Source organism: Chitinophagales bacterium (assembly GCA_020636535.1).
Lineage (GTDB): Bacteria > Bacteroidota > Bacteroidia > Chitinophagales > JADIYW01 > JADJSS01.
Map to the genome: position 1 here is coordinate 980666 of JACJXT010000011.1, position 17819 is coordinate 998484.

The 17819-nt window shown below is 29.3% G+C and carries 20 protein-coding genes; 5 read left to right on the plus strand and 15 right to left on the minus strand.

Translation table 11 applies throughout. The features are described 5' to 3' along the window. Nucleotides 1–193 precede the first annotated feature (193 nt). From H6553_04575 to H6553_04590, 4 genes are all read right to left on the minus strand, one after another. Nucleotides 194–1483, minus strand: coding sequence for a hypothetical protein (locus H6553_04575; GenBank protein ID MCB9033090.1), 1290 nt, complete (start codon nt 1481–1483; stop codon nt 194–196). Nucleotides 1484–1668: 185 nt separating this feature from the next. Continuing rightward, a complete protein-coding gene (locus tag H6553_04580) occupies nt 1669–2448 on the minus strand; it encodes a hypothetical protein (GenBank protein MCB9033091.1) in 780 nt (259 codons plus the stop codon). 81 nt (nt 2449–2529) lie between these two features. Continuing rightward, nucleotides 2530–6033 (minus strand): DNA polymerase III subunit alpha, encoded by a 3504-nt coding sequence (gene dnaE / locus H6553_04585; protein MCB9033092.1) that lies wholly within the window; start codon nt 6031–6033, stop codon nt 2530–2532. A gap of 330 nt (nt 6034–6363) precedes the next feature. Further along, on the minus strand, nt 6364–6738 hold the full coding sequence (locus tag H6553_04590) for a hypothetical protein (protein ID MCB9033093.1): 375 nt from the start codon (nt 6736–6738) through the stop codon (nt 6364–6366). Between the two features lie 205 nt (nt 6739–6943). On the opposite strand from H6553_04590, the gene tnpA reads away from it, so the two are divergent. Then, complete coding sequence (gene tnpA / locus H6553_04595) at nt 6944–7378, plus strand: IS200/IS605 family transposase (protein MCB9033094.1); 435 nt, start codon at nt 6944–6946, stop codon at nt 7376–7378. 174 nt (nt 7379–7552) lie between these two features. On the opposite strand, the gene H6553_04600 is transcribed toward tnpA, so the two are convergent. The 11 genes from H6553_04600 to H6553_04650 all read right to left on the minus strand — a co-directional run bounded on the left by H6553_04600 (nt 7553) and on the right by H6553_04650 (nt 13324). Continuing rightward, on the minus strand, nt 7553–8104 hold the full coding sequence (locus H6553_04600; protein MCB9033095.1) for a hypothetical protein: 552 nt from the start codon (nt 8102–8104) through the stop codon (nt 7553–7555). A 12-nt stretch (nt 8105–8116) separates the two neighbouring features. After that, nucleotides 8117–8554 carry a putative toxin-antitoxin system toxin component, PIN family gene (locus H6553_04605; GenBank protein ID MCB9033096.1) on the minus strand — a complete coding sequence of 146 codons (438 nt, stop codon included), beginning with the start codon at nt 8552–8554 and terminating at the stop codon, nt 8117–8119. Further along, nucleotides 8529–8768, minus strand: a complete 240-nt coding sequence (locus tag H6553_04610) for a hypothetical protein (protein ID MCB9033097.1) — start codon at nt 8766–8768, stop codon at nt 8529–8531. Before H6553_04610 ends, H6553_04605 begins: the two co-directional genes overlap by 26 nt. Before the next feature lie 70 nt (nt 8769–8838). Beyond that, nucleotides 8839–9225: a YkgJ family cysteine cluster protein gene (locus H6553_04615; GenBank protein MCB9033098.1), complete on the minus strand. Its 387-nt coding sequence runs from the start codon at nt 9223–9225 to the stop codon at nt 8839–8841. A 114-nt stretch (nt 9226–9339) separates the two neighbouring features. Next, on the minus strand, nt 9340–9687 hold the full coding sequence (locus H6553_04620) for a translation initiation factor (protein MCB9033099.1): 348 nt from the start codon (nt 9685–9687) through the stop codon (nt 9340–9342). After that, on the minus strand, nt 9684–10586 hold the full coding sequence (locus tag H6553_04625; GenBank protein ID MCB9033100.1) for an NAD(+)/NADH kinase: 903 nt from the start codon (nt 10584–10586) through the stop codon (nt 9684–9686). The genes H6553_04620 and H6553_04625 overlap by 4 nt, the downstream gene beginning before the upstream one ends. A gap of 70 nt (nt 10587–10656) precedes the next feature. Then, nucleotides 10657–10938: a type II toxin-antitoxin system RelE/ParE family toxin gene (locus H6553_04630; GenBank protein MCB9033101.1), complete on the minus strand. Its 282-nt coding sequence runs from the start codon at nt 10936–10938 to the stop codon at nt 10657–10659. Beyond that, the gene (locus H6553_04635) at nt 10935–11186 is read right to left on the minus strand and encodes a hypothetical protein (GenBank protein MCB9033102.1); all 252 of its coding nucleotides are present in this window, start codon (nt 11184–11186) and stop codon (nt 10935–10937) included. Before H6553_04635 ends, H6553_04630 begins: the two co-directional genes overlap by 4 nt. Before the next feature lie 64 nt (nt 11187–11250). Next, entirely contained in the window at nt 11251–12018 is a 768-nt protein-coding gene (locus H6553_04640; protein MCB9033103.1) for a hypothetical protein, read from the minus strand. Nucleotides 12019–12048: 30 nt separating this feature from the next. After that, the gene (gene nadC, locus H6553_04645) at nt 12049–12903 is read right to left on the minus strand and encodes a carboxylating nicotinate-nucleotide diphosphorylase (GenBank protein MCB9033104.1); all 855 of its coding nucleotides are present in this window, start codon (nt 12901–12903) and stop codon (nt 12049–12051) included. Between the two features lie 64 nt (nt 12904–12967). After that, nucleotides 12968–13324: a DUF4783 domain-containing protein gene (locus H6553_04650; protein MCB9033105.1), complete on the minus strand. Its 357-nt coding sequence runs from the start codon at nt 13322–13324 to the stop codon at nt 12968–12970. An 84-nt stretch (nt 13325–13408) separates the two neighbouring features. Between H6553_04650 and H6553_04655 the strand changes: the two genes are divergently transcribed. From H6553_04655 to H6553_04670, 4 genes are all read left to right on the plus strand, one after another. Then, a complete protein-coding gene (locus H6553_04655) occupies nt 13409–14938 on the plus strand; it encodes a 2,3-bisphosphoglycerate-independent phosphoglycerate mutase (GenBank protein MCB9033106.1) in 1530 nt (509 codons plus the stop codon). After that, on the plus strand, nt 14935–15465 hold the full coding sequence (locus H6553_04660) for a hypothetical protein (GenBank protein ID MCB9033107.1): 531 nt from the start codon (nt 14935–14937) through the stop codon (nt 15463–15465). The genes H6553_04655 and H6553_04660 overlap by 4 nt, the downstream gene beginning before the upstream one ends. A 3-nt stretch (nt 15466–15468) precedes the next feature. After that, nucleotides 15469–16773 (plus strand): histidine--tRNA ligase, encoded by a 1305-nt coding sequence (gene hisS / locus H6553_04665; GenBank protein MCB9033108.1) that lies wholly within the window; start codon nt 15469–15471, stop codon nt 16771–16773. 92 nt (nt 16774–16865) lie between these two features. After that, nucleotides 16866–17819: a redoxin domain-containing protein gene (locus tag H6553_04670; GenBank protein MCB9033109.1), complete on the plus strand. Its 954-nt coding sequence runs from the start codon at nt 16866–16868 to the stop codon at nt 17817–17819.

Consider the following 17819-nt stretch of genomic DNA (forward strand, 5'->3'; position numbering starts at 1 on the left):
ATAATAAATAAAAAACAAAAATTTCACCTTTTGCAACGGTCTCAGATTTTGACTTAAATAACAAAGTAGTTCAACAAAAAATGAAAGAACGATTTGGTAATAATATACCTATGAATGAAAAAGTTATTTCGCCAAGCCAAATGTTTAATTCTTCAAAACTGAAAACAGTGTTTAGGTCTAATTGAGTTTTTTACTACAATAATGGTACATCTATAAATAATTTTACATTGCCATCGTTGTCTTTAGAGCGTTCTTTCATGGCATTTAATTTTGCTACATCATTGCAAATAATCAAAAATAAATATTCATCACTTAAAATACTTTTCTTGGTTTTATAATATGGGTCACCTTTGTAAGTATTTAATGTAGTTACTTTGCAATTATAATTTTTATTATAATGAGATGCTATGCCTTTTAATAATGTTTTTGCTGTTGTAGCATTACCAACAACCATAATTGGATAAAGAATATTATCGGTTAGTTTTAAGTTAGCTAATGCTTTAAATAAACCTTGTGGATTTTCTAACTGCAATGCAAAGAAATCGCCCCAATTTATTGCTAAACAAGCAGCATCTATGTTACCATCATTATCAGGAATCATATATACTTTAGATGATTTTGAGTAAGTGAATAACTGATTTAAAGTATCTAAGAAATCTGCTTCTGATTTAATATGATAAAAGACATAATGTTCTTTTTGTGCTTTGAGTTTTTGGTAAAATGCTTTTAGTTTTTCTATGTCATTAGAAATATCAATACATTGTTTAAATGCTTTTTTACTTCCAAAAAATTTATTGATATGTGTATTATTTGAAAAAGCCCATTTTTCGTAATGTTTTTCGTAGAGTTTAGTATTTAATTCTAGTGCTTCATTTATTGCTTGATTTTCTTTTCCCATAGCACCATAAGTAAAAGCAATATTTTCTTCAACACCAACAATACTATGCATAATACTAAACATCAAAGTAAATATCTTTTTTCGTCTATATATTTTTTTATTATTTTCAATTCGCTCACTTACACGCAACATATTGTAGTAGTATGCATCATAGCGTTGATGGTCTAAAAATACATCTATTAAGTTTACATGTATATATCCAACTACATTATATTCTAGTTTGCCATGTTCATTTTTTTGTTGTGGATGTAAAACAATAACTACTAATGCATCTTTATTTATAGACATTACAGAGTTAGGAAAATTATGAAAATATGCTTGGAAACAAAAGTTGCCTTGTCCTTTTTCGTTGATGTGTTTCTCAGGAACAGCGATAATATCTTTACATTGATAAAAGAAGTAGGCAGTATCTGCAACATAACCTAGCGTATCTAAAATCTGTCCCATTTCTGGTAAATAAGCAATTTTAGTAACAATAATTTCTAAGTTATCTTCAAATATATCAAACGATTCAATATTAACAGTATTGTATGAAAAAGAACCATCTATATTTTTGTCCACTCTTTTATAATTTCTCTGTTGCATAAATTGTAATTATGCTCCAATATAGATTTGTAAGAAGCATATAAACAACTACTTATTAATTAGATAATATACTAATGGCAAAAATACCAAGATGTAATTACTTGTTAGTTGTTAGTAAAACTCTTTAAGAGATGTTAATTATAGAAATTACTGTTGACTTAATGACTAGTAACGAATGACTATTCTTACCTAATACAATTTTTCTTAATGTAATCTTCGGCTTCTTTGTTGCCTAAATCGTTGGCTTTTAAAAAGTCTGTACAAGCGTCTCCAGCTTGATTGAGTTTTAAGTAAGCCAATCCTCTATAAAAATATGCTAAATCACTGTCTTGTGTTTTTACAATAGCTGCCGACAAATCATTAATGGCATCTTGCATATAATTTATTTTATAATATAAAATTCCTCTACTAATGTATGCTTTTACTTCAAATGGTTGAATAGCAATTGCTAAAGCATAATCTTGTATGGCACTTTCGTAATTTTTTAAGGCAGTTTTAGCTTCGGCTCTTCCTATAACTGCTAAATAATTATTAGGTTGTAGTGCAATTACTTTAGAATAATCTAAAACAGCACCTACAAAATCGTTGTTATTTTGCTTACAGTAAGCTAAACAATATAGTGCTTTCCAATTGTTTGGTGCTAAAATAGCGGCTTTCTGTGCTGCAAAAACAGCTTCTTTTTTATTTAAAGCTCTAAGATTTATCCATGCATTTAACATCCAGTAATCTGCATTTTCATTGTCCATTTTTACTGCTTTGTCAATCAATGCTAATGCAGGAATGATATCATTATTTAAGAAATAATTATTGGCTTCTTTATAATATAAATCAGCACTTCTGTCGTCTAAAATTTTTATAGGAGCAATAAATTCATAATTCGGTTGATAGTCAATTGTGTCAACAATTGTTTGAGCAGAAGTAGTCATCAACTTAAAAAGAAATAATATAAGTATGCTGTGTTTCATTTAATTTTCAAAGATAATCTTTTTTGTATTTATGTTGAAGTGAAATATAGCCAATGGAAATAATTGATTGGCTACAAAAAATCACTGCATAAATTCTACTTTGTAGTAAATGTCGTTGATGGTTTGTAATTCATCAAAGAGTTCTTTTTTAAAGCTAACGGTATACTTTTTACTTTTTAATATTAAATTATCGCCACTATTATTAGCAATATAAATACTCACTGGTTTTTTACCTTGATGTTCTGTGAAAATGTCTTTTAGATTCTCTATTAAATTTGGAATTATATTTTTATAATGTATTAGTATAGATAATGCTTTGCCTTTCTTTTCCATTACATCATGCATAAACATAATATTTCTTATTACTAAGTCTGGATTTTCTTGGTCTTTGAATCGCAATTGATAAGCAGCATTGATTAATAACTGATAACCATTTTCTAAGAAAGCTAAGTACTTAGTATAGTCATCGCCAAATAATCTAATTTCTATGCTACTGTCAAAATCTTCTAATTTAACACTTGCCCAAGGTCGGTCTTTCTTATCTTTTCGTATAGCAACCGAAGTAACTAAAGCTGCAAATCTAAATTCTCTGTCTACAAATTCTTTTGAATTTAATTCGTTTATTTTTTGAATAGTGGCATTAGTACACGATTTTAATTCTACTTGATAATCATCTAATGGATGACCTGATAAATAAATGCCTATTACTTCTTTTTCGTTTTGCAGTTTCTCAAAATTAGACCATGGTGATTCGTGTGGAATTTCTGGTGGTGGAATGTATTGGTCGATGTCTTCGCCAAATAAAGAAAAAGCATTTTGCTCTTTAGAGTCTTTGTAACTGTTGCCAAATTTTATTGCTTTTTCAATAAATCCAATACCATCACTATAAGTATGAAAATATTGAGCTCGGTGTGCATTGCCAAAACTATCGAAAGCACCAGCTTGTGCCATCATTTCCATACTTTTTTTATTAACAGCTCGTAGGTTTACTCGCTTAGTAAAATCAAAAATATCTACGAAAGCACCATTTTCATCTCGTTCTTTTACAATTTCTTCTACTGCTGCTTCGCCAACACCTTTTATAGCAGACAACGCAAAACGCACATCGCCTTCTTTGTTTACTGCAAAGTTAACATCACTTTCGTTGATGTCTGGTCCAAGTGTGTTAATACCCATTCGCTTACATTCGTTCATAAACAAATACACTTGTTTTATATCGCTCATATTGTGTGATAATACTGCAGCCATGTACGACGCTGGATAATGTGCTTTTAAATAAGCCGTTTGATAAGCTACTAAAGCATAACAAGTAGAATGCGATTTATTAAATGCATAAGAAGCAAAAGCTTCCCAGTCTTTCCAAACTTTTTCTGCAACTTTTTGTGGATGATTATTTTTACTACAACCTTCTAAGAAAAGTGGTTTTAGTTCATCTAGTTTTTCCTTGATTTTTTTACCCATGGCTTTTCGCAACTCATCGGCTTTACCTTTTGTAAAACCAGCCAATTTTTGCGACAATAACATTACTTGCTCTTGATAAACTGTAATACCATAAGTGTCTTGTAGAAATTCTTCCATATCTGGTAAATCGTAAGCAATTTCTTCTTTACCATGTTTTCTTTTAATAAAGTTGGGAATGTACTCCATTGGTCCAGGACGATACAAGGCATTCATAGCAATTAAATCTTCAAAGCTATCTGGTTTTAAGTCTTTGAGATGTTTTTGCATACCAGCACTCTCAAACTGAAAAATGCCAATTGTTTCTCCATTCTGAAATAATTGATAGGTCTTTTCGTCATCTAATGGTAGTGTATCTAAATCAATTTCAATCTTATGGTATTTTTTGATATTGGCTAAAGCATCTTTTAAAATAGTAAGCGTTCTTAAACCTAAGAAATCCATTTTAAGCATGCCTGCATTTTCTACTACACTTCCATCGAACTGTGTAACCAATAAATCACTGTCTTTTGCAGTACAAACTGGTACGAAATTGGTAATATCATCTGGAGCAATAATAACACCAGCAGCATGAATACCTTTATTTCTAACAGTACCTTCTAACTGCTCTGCCATGCGTAGCATTCGTCCTCTTAAATCTTCATTATTTTCTTTGATGGTTTTTAACTCTGCAACTTCTTTAAAAGCAGTTTCTAAACTCACTTTAACACCATCTGGAACAAGTTTGGCTAATTTGTCGGTTTCGCTTAATGGTACTTTAAGTACTCGACCAACATCTCTAATAGAAGAACGAGCAGCCATAGTACTATATGTAACAATTTGTGCTACTTGATTTTTCCCATATTTATCAATTACATAATCGATTACTTTTTGTCGTCCCGCATCATCAAAATCTATATCCATATCTGGCATAGAAATTCTGTCTGGATTTAAAAATCTTTCGAATAGTAAATTATATTTTATTGGGTCGACATTAGTAATGCCAATAGCATAAGCAACCGCAGAACCAGCAGCAGAACCTCTTCCTGGACCAATGAAAACGCCTAATTTTTTTCCTGCATTAATAAAATCTTGTACGATAAGAAAATATCCAGGAAAGCCCATTCCTTTAATCGTTTGTAGTTCAAAATCTAAGCGTTCTATAATATCTAATGGTAAGATTTCGCCCCATCTTTTTCTAGCACCTTCAAAAGTTAAATATTTTAAATATTCGTTTTGGTCGTTATTAAAATTTTCTGGAACTTTAAAAGCTGGTAGTAAAATCTCTCGTTTTAAGTCTAAGCTTTGTACTTTTTCAACAATGTCTAAGGTGTTTTCAATAGCAAAAGGAACATCTTTAAACAATTCTTTCATTTGGTTTTGTGTTTTGAAGAAGAAATTGTCGTTAGGAAATTTAAAGCGATTTTCGTCAGTAATGTCTTTTCCTGTTTGCATACACAATAAAATATCGTGAGCTTCTGAATCTTGTTGATCTACATAGTGTGAATCGTTGGTTGCAATAACTTTTACGCTGTGTTTTTGAGCAAACTTTAATAGTACTTGGTTAATGGCTTCTTGACTCCAACCTGTATTATCTAAATTTTCAATATGGTGTCGTTGTAACTCAATGTAATAATCTTCACCAAAAATATCGAGCCACTCTAGAAATACTTTTTCAGCTTCTGCTTCGCCTTTGTGCATAATGGTTTGTGGTACTTCTGCACCTACGCAACAAGTGGTCGCAATAATTCCTTCTGCATATTGTTTAATGATGCTTTTGTCTACTCTAGGGAAATCTTGATACAATCCGTCGATAAAACCAGTAGACACAATTTTCATTAGGTTTTGATATCCTTTTGCATTTTTTGCTAGTAAGAGTTGATGGTATCTTTTGTCTTTATTTTCTCTAGTAAATTTTTTGTTGAAACGGTCTTCTACAACATAGACTTCACAACCTAAAATAGGTTTGATATTGTGTTTTTTACAAGCGGAAAAGAAGTTGAAAGCACCAAACATATTGCCATGGTCTGTAATTGCAGCAGCCACCATGCCATCATTTTTTGCTTTAGCAATCATTTTATTGATGTCGGCAGCTCCATCGAGTAATGAAAATTGAGTATGAGAATGTAGATGGACAAAATCGCACATAAAAATAAATTGAAAAAATGATGTTATGAAGTTGGTGAAAAAAAAGAGGAAGCAAAAATGAAATACATTAAATTTTGTTGTTGTGGAAAAAAAATACCAAACTAGTGTTAGTTTGGTATTGAAAAAAGGTTGATGATTGAGAAAATTAAATTTTCATAGTTTTATGTGTTTTGTTAGTACAAGGATAGTATATAGTATTGAAAACTAAAAATTAAATGAGTGAACGGACGAAATAATGAGTGAACGGGAAATTTTTGGTAGAATTTTGAGTTTTTTTGGAATTACTAGAAAAAATCTTTCTTTGAGTACCTTTGAGTGAAGTGAGATTTTTTATGTTTTTAATAATTCTTCATTATTCTTTTTAATTACCTCTATTAATTTTCTCTGAATAATAACTTTATTATTTTTAAAGTATTGATTTAACCAATTTACAGCATCGACATCTGGTATTCCTCCATATGGTTTTGCTTTTTCATGTAGAATATAGCCATCTACAAATTTAATTACAGTTTCACAGTCAATTTCATTGCCAAATGACCAAACAAGCATTAGTAATGGTTGATATAACAGTTCTTCTGTAAGTTGTGGTTTATGTACTACAATTGTTGCTACAATTACAAATTCTAGTTCGGCAGCAGAAATAGTATTGGTTTGTATTCTGTTTGAAAACTTATAATATGATTCTTTTACTTCTTCATCGGTCAATTCTATACCTTTACTAAAACTATTGAATATTGATTTGAGATAATTAAAGTTATGATTAGAAACTATATATTTAAATCTTTTGCGATTATGATTTTTAGTCCTATTGTTTTTCCAATTGGTTGTTTTTTATTGGTCTCAAAAATAGTTAAAACTATGCACTTTAGTGCATTTCGCTTTAGCTTCTAAAAATGTTTACTTTTGTAGTATGGAATACCAAAGGGTCAATGGTCATAGCATATCACGGCTTACAGTACATATTGTTTGGGCTACAAAATATAGATATGCAGTATTGGAAGGAGATATAAAAGTAAGGTGTAGAAGTCTTTTGATGCAAATATGTGAAGCAGAAGATATTGTAATATTGAAAGGAGTAGTATCCAAAGATCATATTCATATGCATATAGAATATCGTCCATCACAATCAATAAGTAGCATGGTAAAATTATTGAAAGGACGCAGTTCACGAAAATTACAGATAGAGTTTCCAGAGTTAAAGAAGAGATATTGGGGTCGTCATTTTTGGGCAATAGGTTATGGTTGCTGGAGTACAGGTAATATAACAGATGAAATGGTAAATGAATATTTAGAACATCATAGGAATCCAAATACGAACTCAAATGATAATTTTATAATTGAATAGAGAAGTACTGTCCGAAATAGGACTTTCAGTCCGTAACAAAACTATGGACTTTTAGTCCATAGTGGTTTATTTTAATATTTTTCAATATATTATTAATCATTATGATAGCAAGATAAGTAAATATTTTAAATTAAAAATATTTTATAAGAAAGATATACTATAAATCAACTTAAACTATTGCACTACAATCGAACTCTTAGGATTATTTACATTATACGACACTACTATTTTTTGCCCAATACTGTAATTTATAGTATCAGTAATTAATACTTCGTTTGTTCTAGTATATTTTATATTGTCGATAAAATATTCATAATCAATTAAACTTGTAGTATTTGATTTTGTAGCAACTATATTGGTTATTGTTGCTTCTGATGAGTCTACTTTAATAGTATCATTAATCTTCATATTATAGAAGTGAGCGATAAATTTTTCAGGTGCTTCTTTATTATATACAATTTCAATTTGTTCATTTTCTTGATATTGCTTGCTTGGAGCACTTGTTCGGTTTAAATATTTTTTATCATCAATAAAATATTCTATAGAAACAAAATTGCCATTATCATTTTTAAAACCACAATATAAAATAGTAGCGTAAGTTGTAGCACTATTCTCTATTATCTTCTTTTCCTTATTTTTCTGATTGTTTTTAGCAAAAAATATTAAAGCAAAGAAAAACAATGCCATTACTCCGATTACTATTATAATATTGCTTGCTTTTTTCATTGTGTTTTGGTTTTAATCAATTTCATTTTTAATCCACTCTTCATAAAACTGTTTTGGTGTATATATTTTTATACCTCTAAATTCTGTAATGATAAAGTCATTTGTATTGCCTGTAACTATATAATTAGCATTTGCTTCTACTGCTAATTCAATAAACTTGTTATCGTCTTTATCTGGTAGAATATCAATTTCTTCTTTTGGTGAGAACCAGATGGCTTTTAGTTTTATTGCTTCAATTAGTTCATTTGCTTTTTTGTTGAAATCTTTATATTTTTTAAATCGTTCTCTATTTGCAACTTCATAATATTCTAATAGTACTGTCTCTGATAAACAAATTTGTATTTCATTAGTGAGTACTAATTCATCAAAAATTCTTCTTGGATATCCAAGTTGTCCAATTATCGAAGAAATAAAAACATTGGTATCAATTACTATTAGATTGCTTTTCAAGTCTGTGCGTTTTTATTTCTGCTATAATATCATCCATTGTCATTTCTGACAATTCTGTTTCAGCTGCTAATTGGTTAACTTCATCAAATAAACGGCGTGTCTTTATTAAATTATCAAAATAATCAACAGAGGAAACAAAATCCATAGATTTTAACATTTCTATCAATATTGATGCTTTACCATTTTCATTTATTTTTACTAATAGTGTTTCCATAGCAATCAATTTTTCTTCTAATTTAGTTTAAATATATCATTTTTTAGTGGAAAAAACTTATAGCGTCGCATCACTCCAACAAATCATCAGATAATTGGTCTAATACATCGGAAACTGCTAAGCAAGTTCCTGCATTTAAAATATAAGTATCAAATATTTTTTTGCAATTGGTATAATTGGTAAATGGATATTCTGCACATGCTTTCGGTCTGATACTATAAATACTACATGTATTATCTTTGTTTAAAAACATGCATGGTACGATATTCAAAACTAAGTCGCCATCTTCGTCTTTAGTAATGTATTTTTGCTTAAATTCTTTTTCTGTAATCTGAAGATGTTTCGCTAAGCGTTTAATATCTTCTGGTTCAATTAATGGTGGAATAGTTTTGCAGCAATTAGCACATTTTAAGCAATCTATTTTTTCAAAAGCATAATCGTGAGCAGCGTGCATCATTTCATCTGCTTCATATTTTTTTAGTTTCTTAAACTTTTTTTCAAGCTGTTTATAGGTATCTTGTAAATCTTCAGACTTTTGATCTAATTGTTTGATGGCTTTTTTGTAGTTCATCTATTTCAGTTTAGTTTTATAAGCTGCTTGTTCTAAAATGGTTTTGATTTTGTCTTTCAAATCGCCTTGAATAATAATTTGTCCATCTTTTACTGCACCACCAACACCACATTTTGTTTTTAAGAATTTTGCTAAGTCATTTAAGTCATCTGTAGTGCCAATAAAGTTGTCTACAATAGTTACGACCTTGCCTTTTCGCTGTTTATTATCTTTATAGATATATAATAATTGCTTGTTATTTTCTAAAGTTTCTTCTTCAATATCGTTTTCGTATTCATAATTAAAATCTGGATTAGTTGAATATACGGTGCCTAATCTTTCTTTCCAGTTTTTGTCGTTTTTGCTCATAACTTAAAATCTTTACTTACTATAAATTTAAGTGCTTCTTTTTGAATGCTTACTTCTATATAATTTGTGCTACCTTTATAATCGCCGTCCATTTGTAAATTTTCAATCGTGTTGCATTTTATACTTGCTTTTTTGCAAGCATGTCTTTCTAATATATCTAGCGAAGCAATATCTCCAAAAAATGCTTCTTGAATCATAGAAGGTACTCGCATTCTATTGAAATCTTTAACTATACAAATTTCAAATATTCCATCATTTAATATACTTTCATGCGAAAATTCTACATCATAACCTAGCTGACCTGTTGATGTCATTAAAACAGTAAATGCTTTAGTTTCTATTACGCTATCATCATCTAAAGTAATAGTGTAAGTTGGTAAATCGTAGGTAAAAGCCGTAGTTAAAACACTTGTTACATAAGCACCAACACCACGAATTTTTAATTGATTAAATCGTTGTATAACTTTACCATCATAACCTAATCCAGCAGTCATAAAAAATGGTTGATGATTGACCAAGCAAGCATCTATTTTAAATACTTTTCCTGTATTGATTAATTCAATAGCATGAGCAATGTTAATTGGAATTTGTAGTTTTCTGGCATTGGCATTTCCAGAACCAGTAGGAATACTAGCTAGTTTAATAGGTGAGTTCATAATGACTTGTCCTACTTCGTTTTGAGTGCCATCGCCACCAACAACAGCAATAATATCTACTTTATCAATTAAAGATTGTTGTGCTAGTTTTATAGCATGACCAGCAAATTTGGTAACATGAATGTCGTAGTCGAATTTGTTTAAGTCTAAATACTTTTTGACCATTCTTTCATTGAATCTCGCACCAAAAAATCCACCAGACTTTGGATTGACTAAGAATCTTACTTTTTGTTTCTTTGCCATATTAGCCAACAAATATATGTATTATTTTTCTAATAGCTTATTGCTTAGGAAAGCAACTATTTAGTGTTAATTAAAAAGCATGATTTGATTTATTATGTAGGAATGCAATTAAATATATAGAGTTGTTTTCTAATGCATAAATTAAGGAAATATGCTTATTGATAATAATTTTCCTGTAATTTAGAATTTTAGATAATTTTCCAATTTGATTATGATGTTGAATTCTACAGACTACTTGTTCTACATTTTGTTCAAATTTATCAATTTGTTTATTAGTCCAATGTTCAAATAAGTAATCTATAATTGATAGATAATTGTCTAAAGCAGTTTGCGTCCATATGACCGTAGTCATTGTAATTTTTGTTTATGTTGTAATATTATGTTTTTAGCTTCTACATCAGAATATGTATTATTACTATTAATATCATTTTTTCCTTTTTCTATTAAATGTATCTCTTCTGTTGACAGTGCTTCACTCCAATCGGAATCATCTTGTTTAAAAGAAAGAAAATCTATATAAGCTATAATATCTTTAGCTAAATTATTAGGAATATATTTTAATTTATCATTTATTTTATTCATAGTAGCTGTATCCATCATATATAATTTTAGGCATGAAAAATATTCCAGTATACTATTCAAATATAATCTTTTTTGTTGAAAATTATTTTATTCCTTTCTTTTCTATAATAGATACCAAATCTATAAAATAGTAAGATAAAACTTCTTTATTCTTTGTTTTATAATTGGCTACTTTCTTTTTTTGACTTTCACAGTCTGGTTTAAAGTTACCTATTATTAAATATTGTTCTCCTCCTTTTGCTGTATATTCTTTTTCGCATTTTACCCAATTTACTTTGTCTTCTATAAAATAGTCTACTACATCTACAGAGCCAGTTAAACTATCGATTGGTATGTAATTTAGTATAAGTTCTGGGTGATAATAACGATGATTGGTGAAACCAAAGCTAATTGGATATACTGCATATACTGATGTATCTGCTAGATTAAAGTATGCACTTAAAATATATTTTTTTTCTTTTTTTAATGGTTCTTTTAACTGTACTGCTAAATATTCTCTATAATCCTTTGGAGAATGCTTCATATTACTTTTATAGGCAAGAAAACCAACATAACCGTCCTCATCAAGACAATCTTGATAACCTAATTTATGACTATATGGAATTGTTCTTGATAAACCATATTTATTTCTGCATTTAAGAAAATAATCAGTCGATGCTGTATTAGGAATATACCAATCATTAATAAATTCAAAAGTTTCATCATCGGTATAACAATTTTCTACTTGGTTAAAACTTCCGTTTGGAACTAGGTTTAAAGAATCATCTTTAGCTAATAATATTTGTATACTGATAACAAAGTAAGCACTTATTAATACTGACAACTTAATATTCTGGTGTAATACTTCCATTTGAATATATTATATATTTTAAAGTGACACCTATTTCAAAATAGTTGCTTTTAAGCTTAAATCTAAACTTTTAACACTATGTGTCAACGCTCCAACAGAAATATAATCTACACCAGCTTCGGCATAAGGTCGTATGTTAGTTAAAGTAATACCACCACTTGCTTCTGTTTCATATTCGTGATTGATTAAATCTACAGCAGTTTTAACATCTTCTGGCAAAAAATTATCTAACATAATGCGTTTTATACCACCACATGCTAACACTTCTTTTACATTATCTAAAGTTCTGGTTTCAACTTCAATATCTAAGTTTAAATTATTTTCTTTTAAATAAGCTTGTGTTTTATGAATAGCTTTAGTAATGCCACCACAAAAATCAATGTGATTGTCTTTCAACATAATCATATCAAACAAACCAAATCTGTGATTAACACCACCACCAATAGCTACTGCATATTTTTCTAGTGGTCGTAAGTTTGGTGTTGTTTTTCTAGTATCTAAAATTTTGGTATTAGTACCTTTAACTGCATCTACATATTGTTTGGTATTGGTAGCAATACCACTCATGCGTTGCATACAGTTGAGTACCAATCGTTCTGCTGTTAAAATAGAAATAGCACTACCTTCTATAAAAAAAGCAATGTCGCCATATTGTATAGTACTGCCTTCTTCTATTAAAATATCTAAAGCAAGATTTTTATCTACTGCATTAAAAATTGCTATAGCAACAGGTAAACCACAAAGAATGCCATTGTCTTTCACTAAGAGTTTGGCTTTTCCAATAGCATTTTTATCTATCGCAGCTAAAGAAGAATGGTCGCCATCTCTTACATCTTCTGCTAATGCTTGTTGTATAAATGAATTTAGGTAAGCAACATCAATCATATCTCAATAATTAAAGCTGTAATGATAAGGAAAATATCAGATAAAGAGAATTGCTTTTGTTAAATTAGGTCTTCTCAAACCTTATTTCTTGTAAAATGATTTTATTATCAATTTGTTTGATGTTAATAAAAACACGATAATTGGATTGTTTCGTTTTTAAGTTTCCCATAATAAACAAACCTTTAGCATTTTGTACTTTTTTAACAATGGTCAATTCTTTATCGCTCAATTCATTAAAAAATTTCGATAAAATAATTTCGCCTTGCTCTTTACTGTAATTATTCGCTTCGCCATTAATGCTAATATCTATTCTATTATCAAAATACTTAGAAAGCTCAGCAGTATTACCTTTATTAATAGCCAATATAATGCCATTGTACTCTGATTGAGCATGGATTTGCCCAAACCATAATACTAACATAAATAGCCATATGTGCTTTAATAAATTCATTATTGATTAACTTCGCATTATCTGCTACATATTTTGTGCCAAAATACTAAAAAGATGTTAACGGACAAGCAAAAAAAAACAATGTTGATAATTATGGACGGTTGGGGAATAAACAATAATGTTTCTCAAAGTGCCATTGCTAAAGCAAAAACGCCTTTTGTTGATAGTTTATATCAGCAATATTCTAATACGCGTTTGTTAACACATGGAGAGTATGTTGGATTACCTAATCATCAAATGGGAAATTCTGAAGTTGGACACATGAACATTGGTGCAGGAAGAATTATCTATCAAGAGTTGCTAAAAATTAACAGAGCAGTTGCCGATGGTAGTTTTGAAAATCAGAAAGTACTACAAGAAACCATAGCGTACTGCAAGCAAAATGATAAAGCATTGCATTTAATGGGTTTGGTCTCAGATGGTGGTGTACATTCACATATCAATCACTTGTTAGCTTTGTGCGATATTCTTTTAAAACACAATCTAACTAAAGTATATATTCATTGTTTTTTAGATGGAAGAGATACTGCTCCTACAAATGGAATAAAGTATTTAAAAATACTATTGAATCATATAAAAAATACATCTATTAAAGTTGCAAGTCTTTGTGGTAGATATTATGCTATGGACAGAGATAAAAGATGGGAACGCATACAAAAAGCATATAATTTATTGGTGAAAGGCGAAGGCGATGTTTTTGAAAATCCTATTGATGCTATACAATCTTCTTACGATAATGGTGTAACAGATGAATTTATTTTGCCAAAAGTGATGGTAGAAAATCAACAGCCAATTGCTACTATAAAAAATGACGATGCTGTAATTTGTTTTAATTTTAGAACTGACAGATGTAGAGAAATTACTGAAGTTTTAACGCAACAAGATTTTCCAACATATAATATGAAAGCATTGGAATTGTATTATACAACGATGACTGTTTACGATGATGCTTTTGTGAAAGTGAATAGCATTTATGGAAAAGAAAACATTAGCAACACAATGGGTGAAGTGTTGAGTAAAAACAACAAAACACAATTGCGCATTGCAGAAACAGAAAAGTATCCACATGTTTCGTTTTTTTATTCTGGTGGAAGAGAAGATCAATTTGATGGTGAAGAACGCATTATGATTAACTCACCTAAAGTAGCAACTTACGATTTACAACCTGAAATGAGTGCTTTTCAAGTGAAAGATGCAGTGATTCAATATATTGAAGAAAAACAACCAGATTGTATTATTTTAAATTTTGCAAATACAGATATGGTTGGACATACTGGCGTTTTTGATGCAGCAGTAAAAGCAGCTGAAACGGTTGATACTTGTGTAGAGCAAGTGGTGAAAAAAGCATTAGCATACAACTACTGTATTTTTGTAACAGCAGATCATGGTAATGCAGATATTATGGTAAATAATGATGGAAGCATCAATACAGCACATACTAAAAATGTAGTGCCATTATTTATGATTGACAACAACTTGAAACCAACTTTGCAACCAGGAATTTTAGCAGATATTGCACCAACCATGCTAAAAGTTATGCAAATTGATATTCCTAACGAAATGGCTGGAACTGTTTTATTTTGAAAAGATACATATATATATTAGTAGTGGTATTTTTATTGATGTCGTGTAATCAGTCAAAAATAAAATCAAATAACAAAGCTTTGTTTGACTTGAATGCATTAATACAACAAGACATAGACAGCTTACAACAAAACAATTGTGGTTGTATAAAAACCATTGTAGCAGTAGATAATAAAGAACAAATTACTCAAGATACTATTAACTGGAATAAAGAAATGCAATTGTTATTGTCTTGTGATATCAATAAACCAAAATGGATAGAATATTTTAAAGTCGATTCTTTAGATAGTAAAGTAATATATACTACTGAAAATAATAAAATTCCAATTAAGAGAATGACAGTACATTATAGTAATAATGAAGTAGTGGAAGTTGAAATTAAAAAGCAACAGCAATCTATATTACTTAAGAATATTACCTATATTAATTATTATCCTAAAAAAGGATTTGAAATAAAACAAGAACAATACTTGCCATTAAATAAACCATTTATTTTTATGGTAGAAGAAAATTATAAATGCAATTAACATATGATAAAGCCAAGAGTATTTAAAGGTGCAAGAGATTTTTTACCAGAGCAAATGTTACATAGAGAGCAAATTCTTTCTGTAATGCGAACTGTGTTTAAACAATTTGGTTTTGCTCCAATAGAAACTCCAGCTATAGAATACCTAAATGTTTTGAGTGGAAAATATGGCGAAGATGCTGATAGACTTATCTACAAACTCAACTATAAAACAGATACTAAAGACGAAGCTGCGTTGCACTACGATTTAACAGTACCTTTTTCAAGAGTTATTGCTATGCATCCACATCTAACGATGCCTTTTAAACGCTATCAAATTCAACCAGTTTGGCGAGCAGACAGACCACAACCACATCAAGGCAGATTTAGAGAATTTTATCAATGTGATGTGGACTGTGTTGGTAGCACTTCTATGATTATAGATGCAGAGTTAATTGCCATTACATATCAAGTATTAACAATTTTAGGTTTTGATGATTTTCTAATCAAGATAAATAATAGAAAAATATTAAATGGATTAACTACATATTTGAATTTAACTACTGAATTTACACCAATCATTGCTCGTTCAATAGATAAATTAGATAAAACACATTGGAATGATGTAGCAAAAGAATTAGCAGACAATCAAGTTCCAAATGAAGCCATTGCACAATTAGAAAAACTAGTTCAAGAAAAGGTAACACTACAAACTTTAAGCGAGTTATTACAAGATGTTGAAATAGCACAAGAAGGTATTGCAGAATTAAATGAAATTTTTAATTATCTTAAAATATTAAATGTAAATGAAAATAATTTTATATTTGATATTAGTTTAGCAAGAGGTTTAGATTATTACACAGGTCCAATTTTTGAAACCAAGTTGCCCAAACATCCACACATTGGTTCGCTTACTGGTGGAGGAAGATACGATACTTTAATTAGTATGTTTACAGGAAATGATGTTCCAGCTGTTGGTACTACGCTTGGTTTAGACAGAATTTTTACTGCAATGCAACAACTAAATTTGCTGGCAGATATTAATACAGCTACACAAGTTTTGGTTGCAAATTTTAGTAAGGAAACATTAACTCATACATTAGCATTAGTAACTCAATTAAGAGCAGCAGGAATTAATACAGAGTTATATCCAGAAACAGATAAGTTGAAAAAACAATTTTCGTACTGCGACAAAAAGAAAATTCCGTTTATGTGTGTACTTGGTGAAGATGAAATAAAAAATAATACTGTTGTGCTGAAAAATATGAAACAAGGTACTCAAGAACAATTAGCATTTGATGATTTATTGCTTCAATTAAAAAATCTTTAGCTTTAGCAAAGAAGACCAATTTTTTATAAGAAAAAATTACGAATTAAAACAATAGCTGAACATTATTCGTTATAGGTTGTTTATCATACTGCATGAATGCATCAATAAAAATAGATAAAGATAAGTCGGTTAAGGTATTACTATATATAGCTGCTTTATATCATATTTTTTGGGGACTTAGTGTAATTTGTTTTCCGCATTTTTGGTTTTATTGGACAAGTATAGACATGATAAATTATACTTGTATTTGGCAATTTATTGGTATTGTAGAAATTGTTTTTGGCTTAGGTTTTTTTATTTCATCTTTTAATATATATAAACATTGGATTATAGTTTTCTTGAGTGCTTTAATTAAAACAGTAGCACTCATTGGTTTTTTCTTATTTTATTTTAATAATGAAAAAATGAGCATATTTAATTTTATGCTTATACATTTCATTATTTGGCTTATTCCATTATATTATATATTATATAGAATTTATAATTTCAATTATTTACTCGATGAACATTTAATTCAAATACATCAAGCAGATAGAGCAAGTACTATGCAAATGTACTATACCAATAAAGGTGATAGCTTAGCTGATTTAAATGAACAACAACCTGTTTTGTTGATTTTCTTACGACATTTAGGATGCTCTTTTTGCAAGGAAACCTTAACTGTAGTTGCTAAAAAGAGTGAAATATTTAAAGAAAAAAATATTAATGTAGTTTTAGTTAATATGTCGGATGGAGCCATATGCGAACAAGTATTTCAACAACACGAATTAGATGATATTACTTATATTATAGATAAAGAATCGATGTTGTATAAAACATTTCAACTAAGACGAGGAAAATTTTTACAATTGTTTGGTTGGAAAGTATGGAAAAGAGCAATAGGTTTAAAATTCAAAAAAAATATCAACGCAGGTTTTGTTGATGATAGTGATATTTATCAAATGCCAGGAATATTTCTAGTTTATAAGAATGAAATATTACATGAATATCAATATAAAAGTGCAGCAGACAAAGCACCAATCGAAGACTTTTTAAAAAGTGTATAA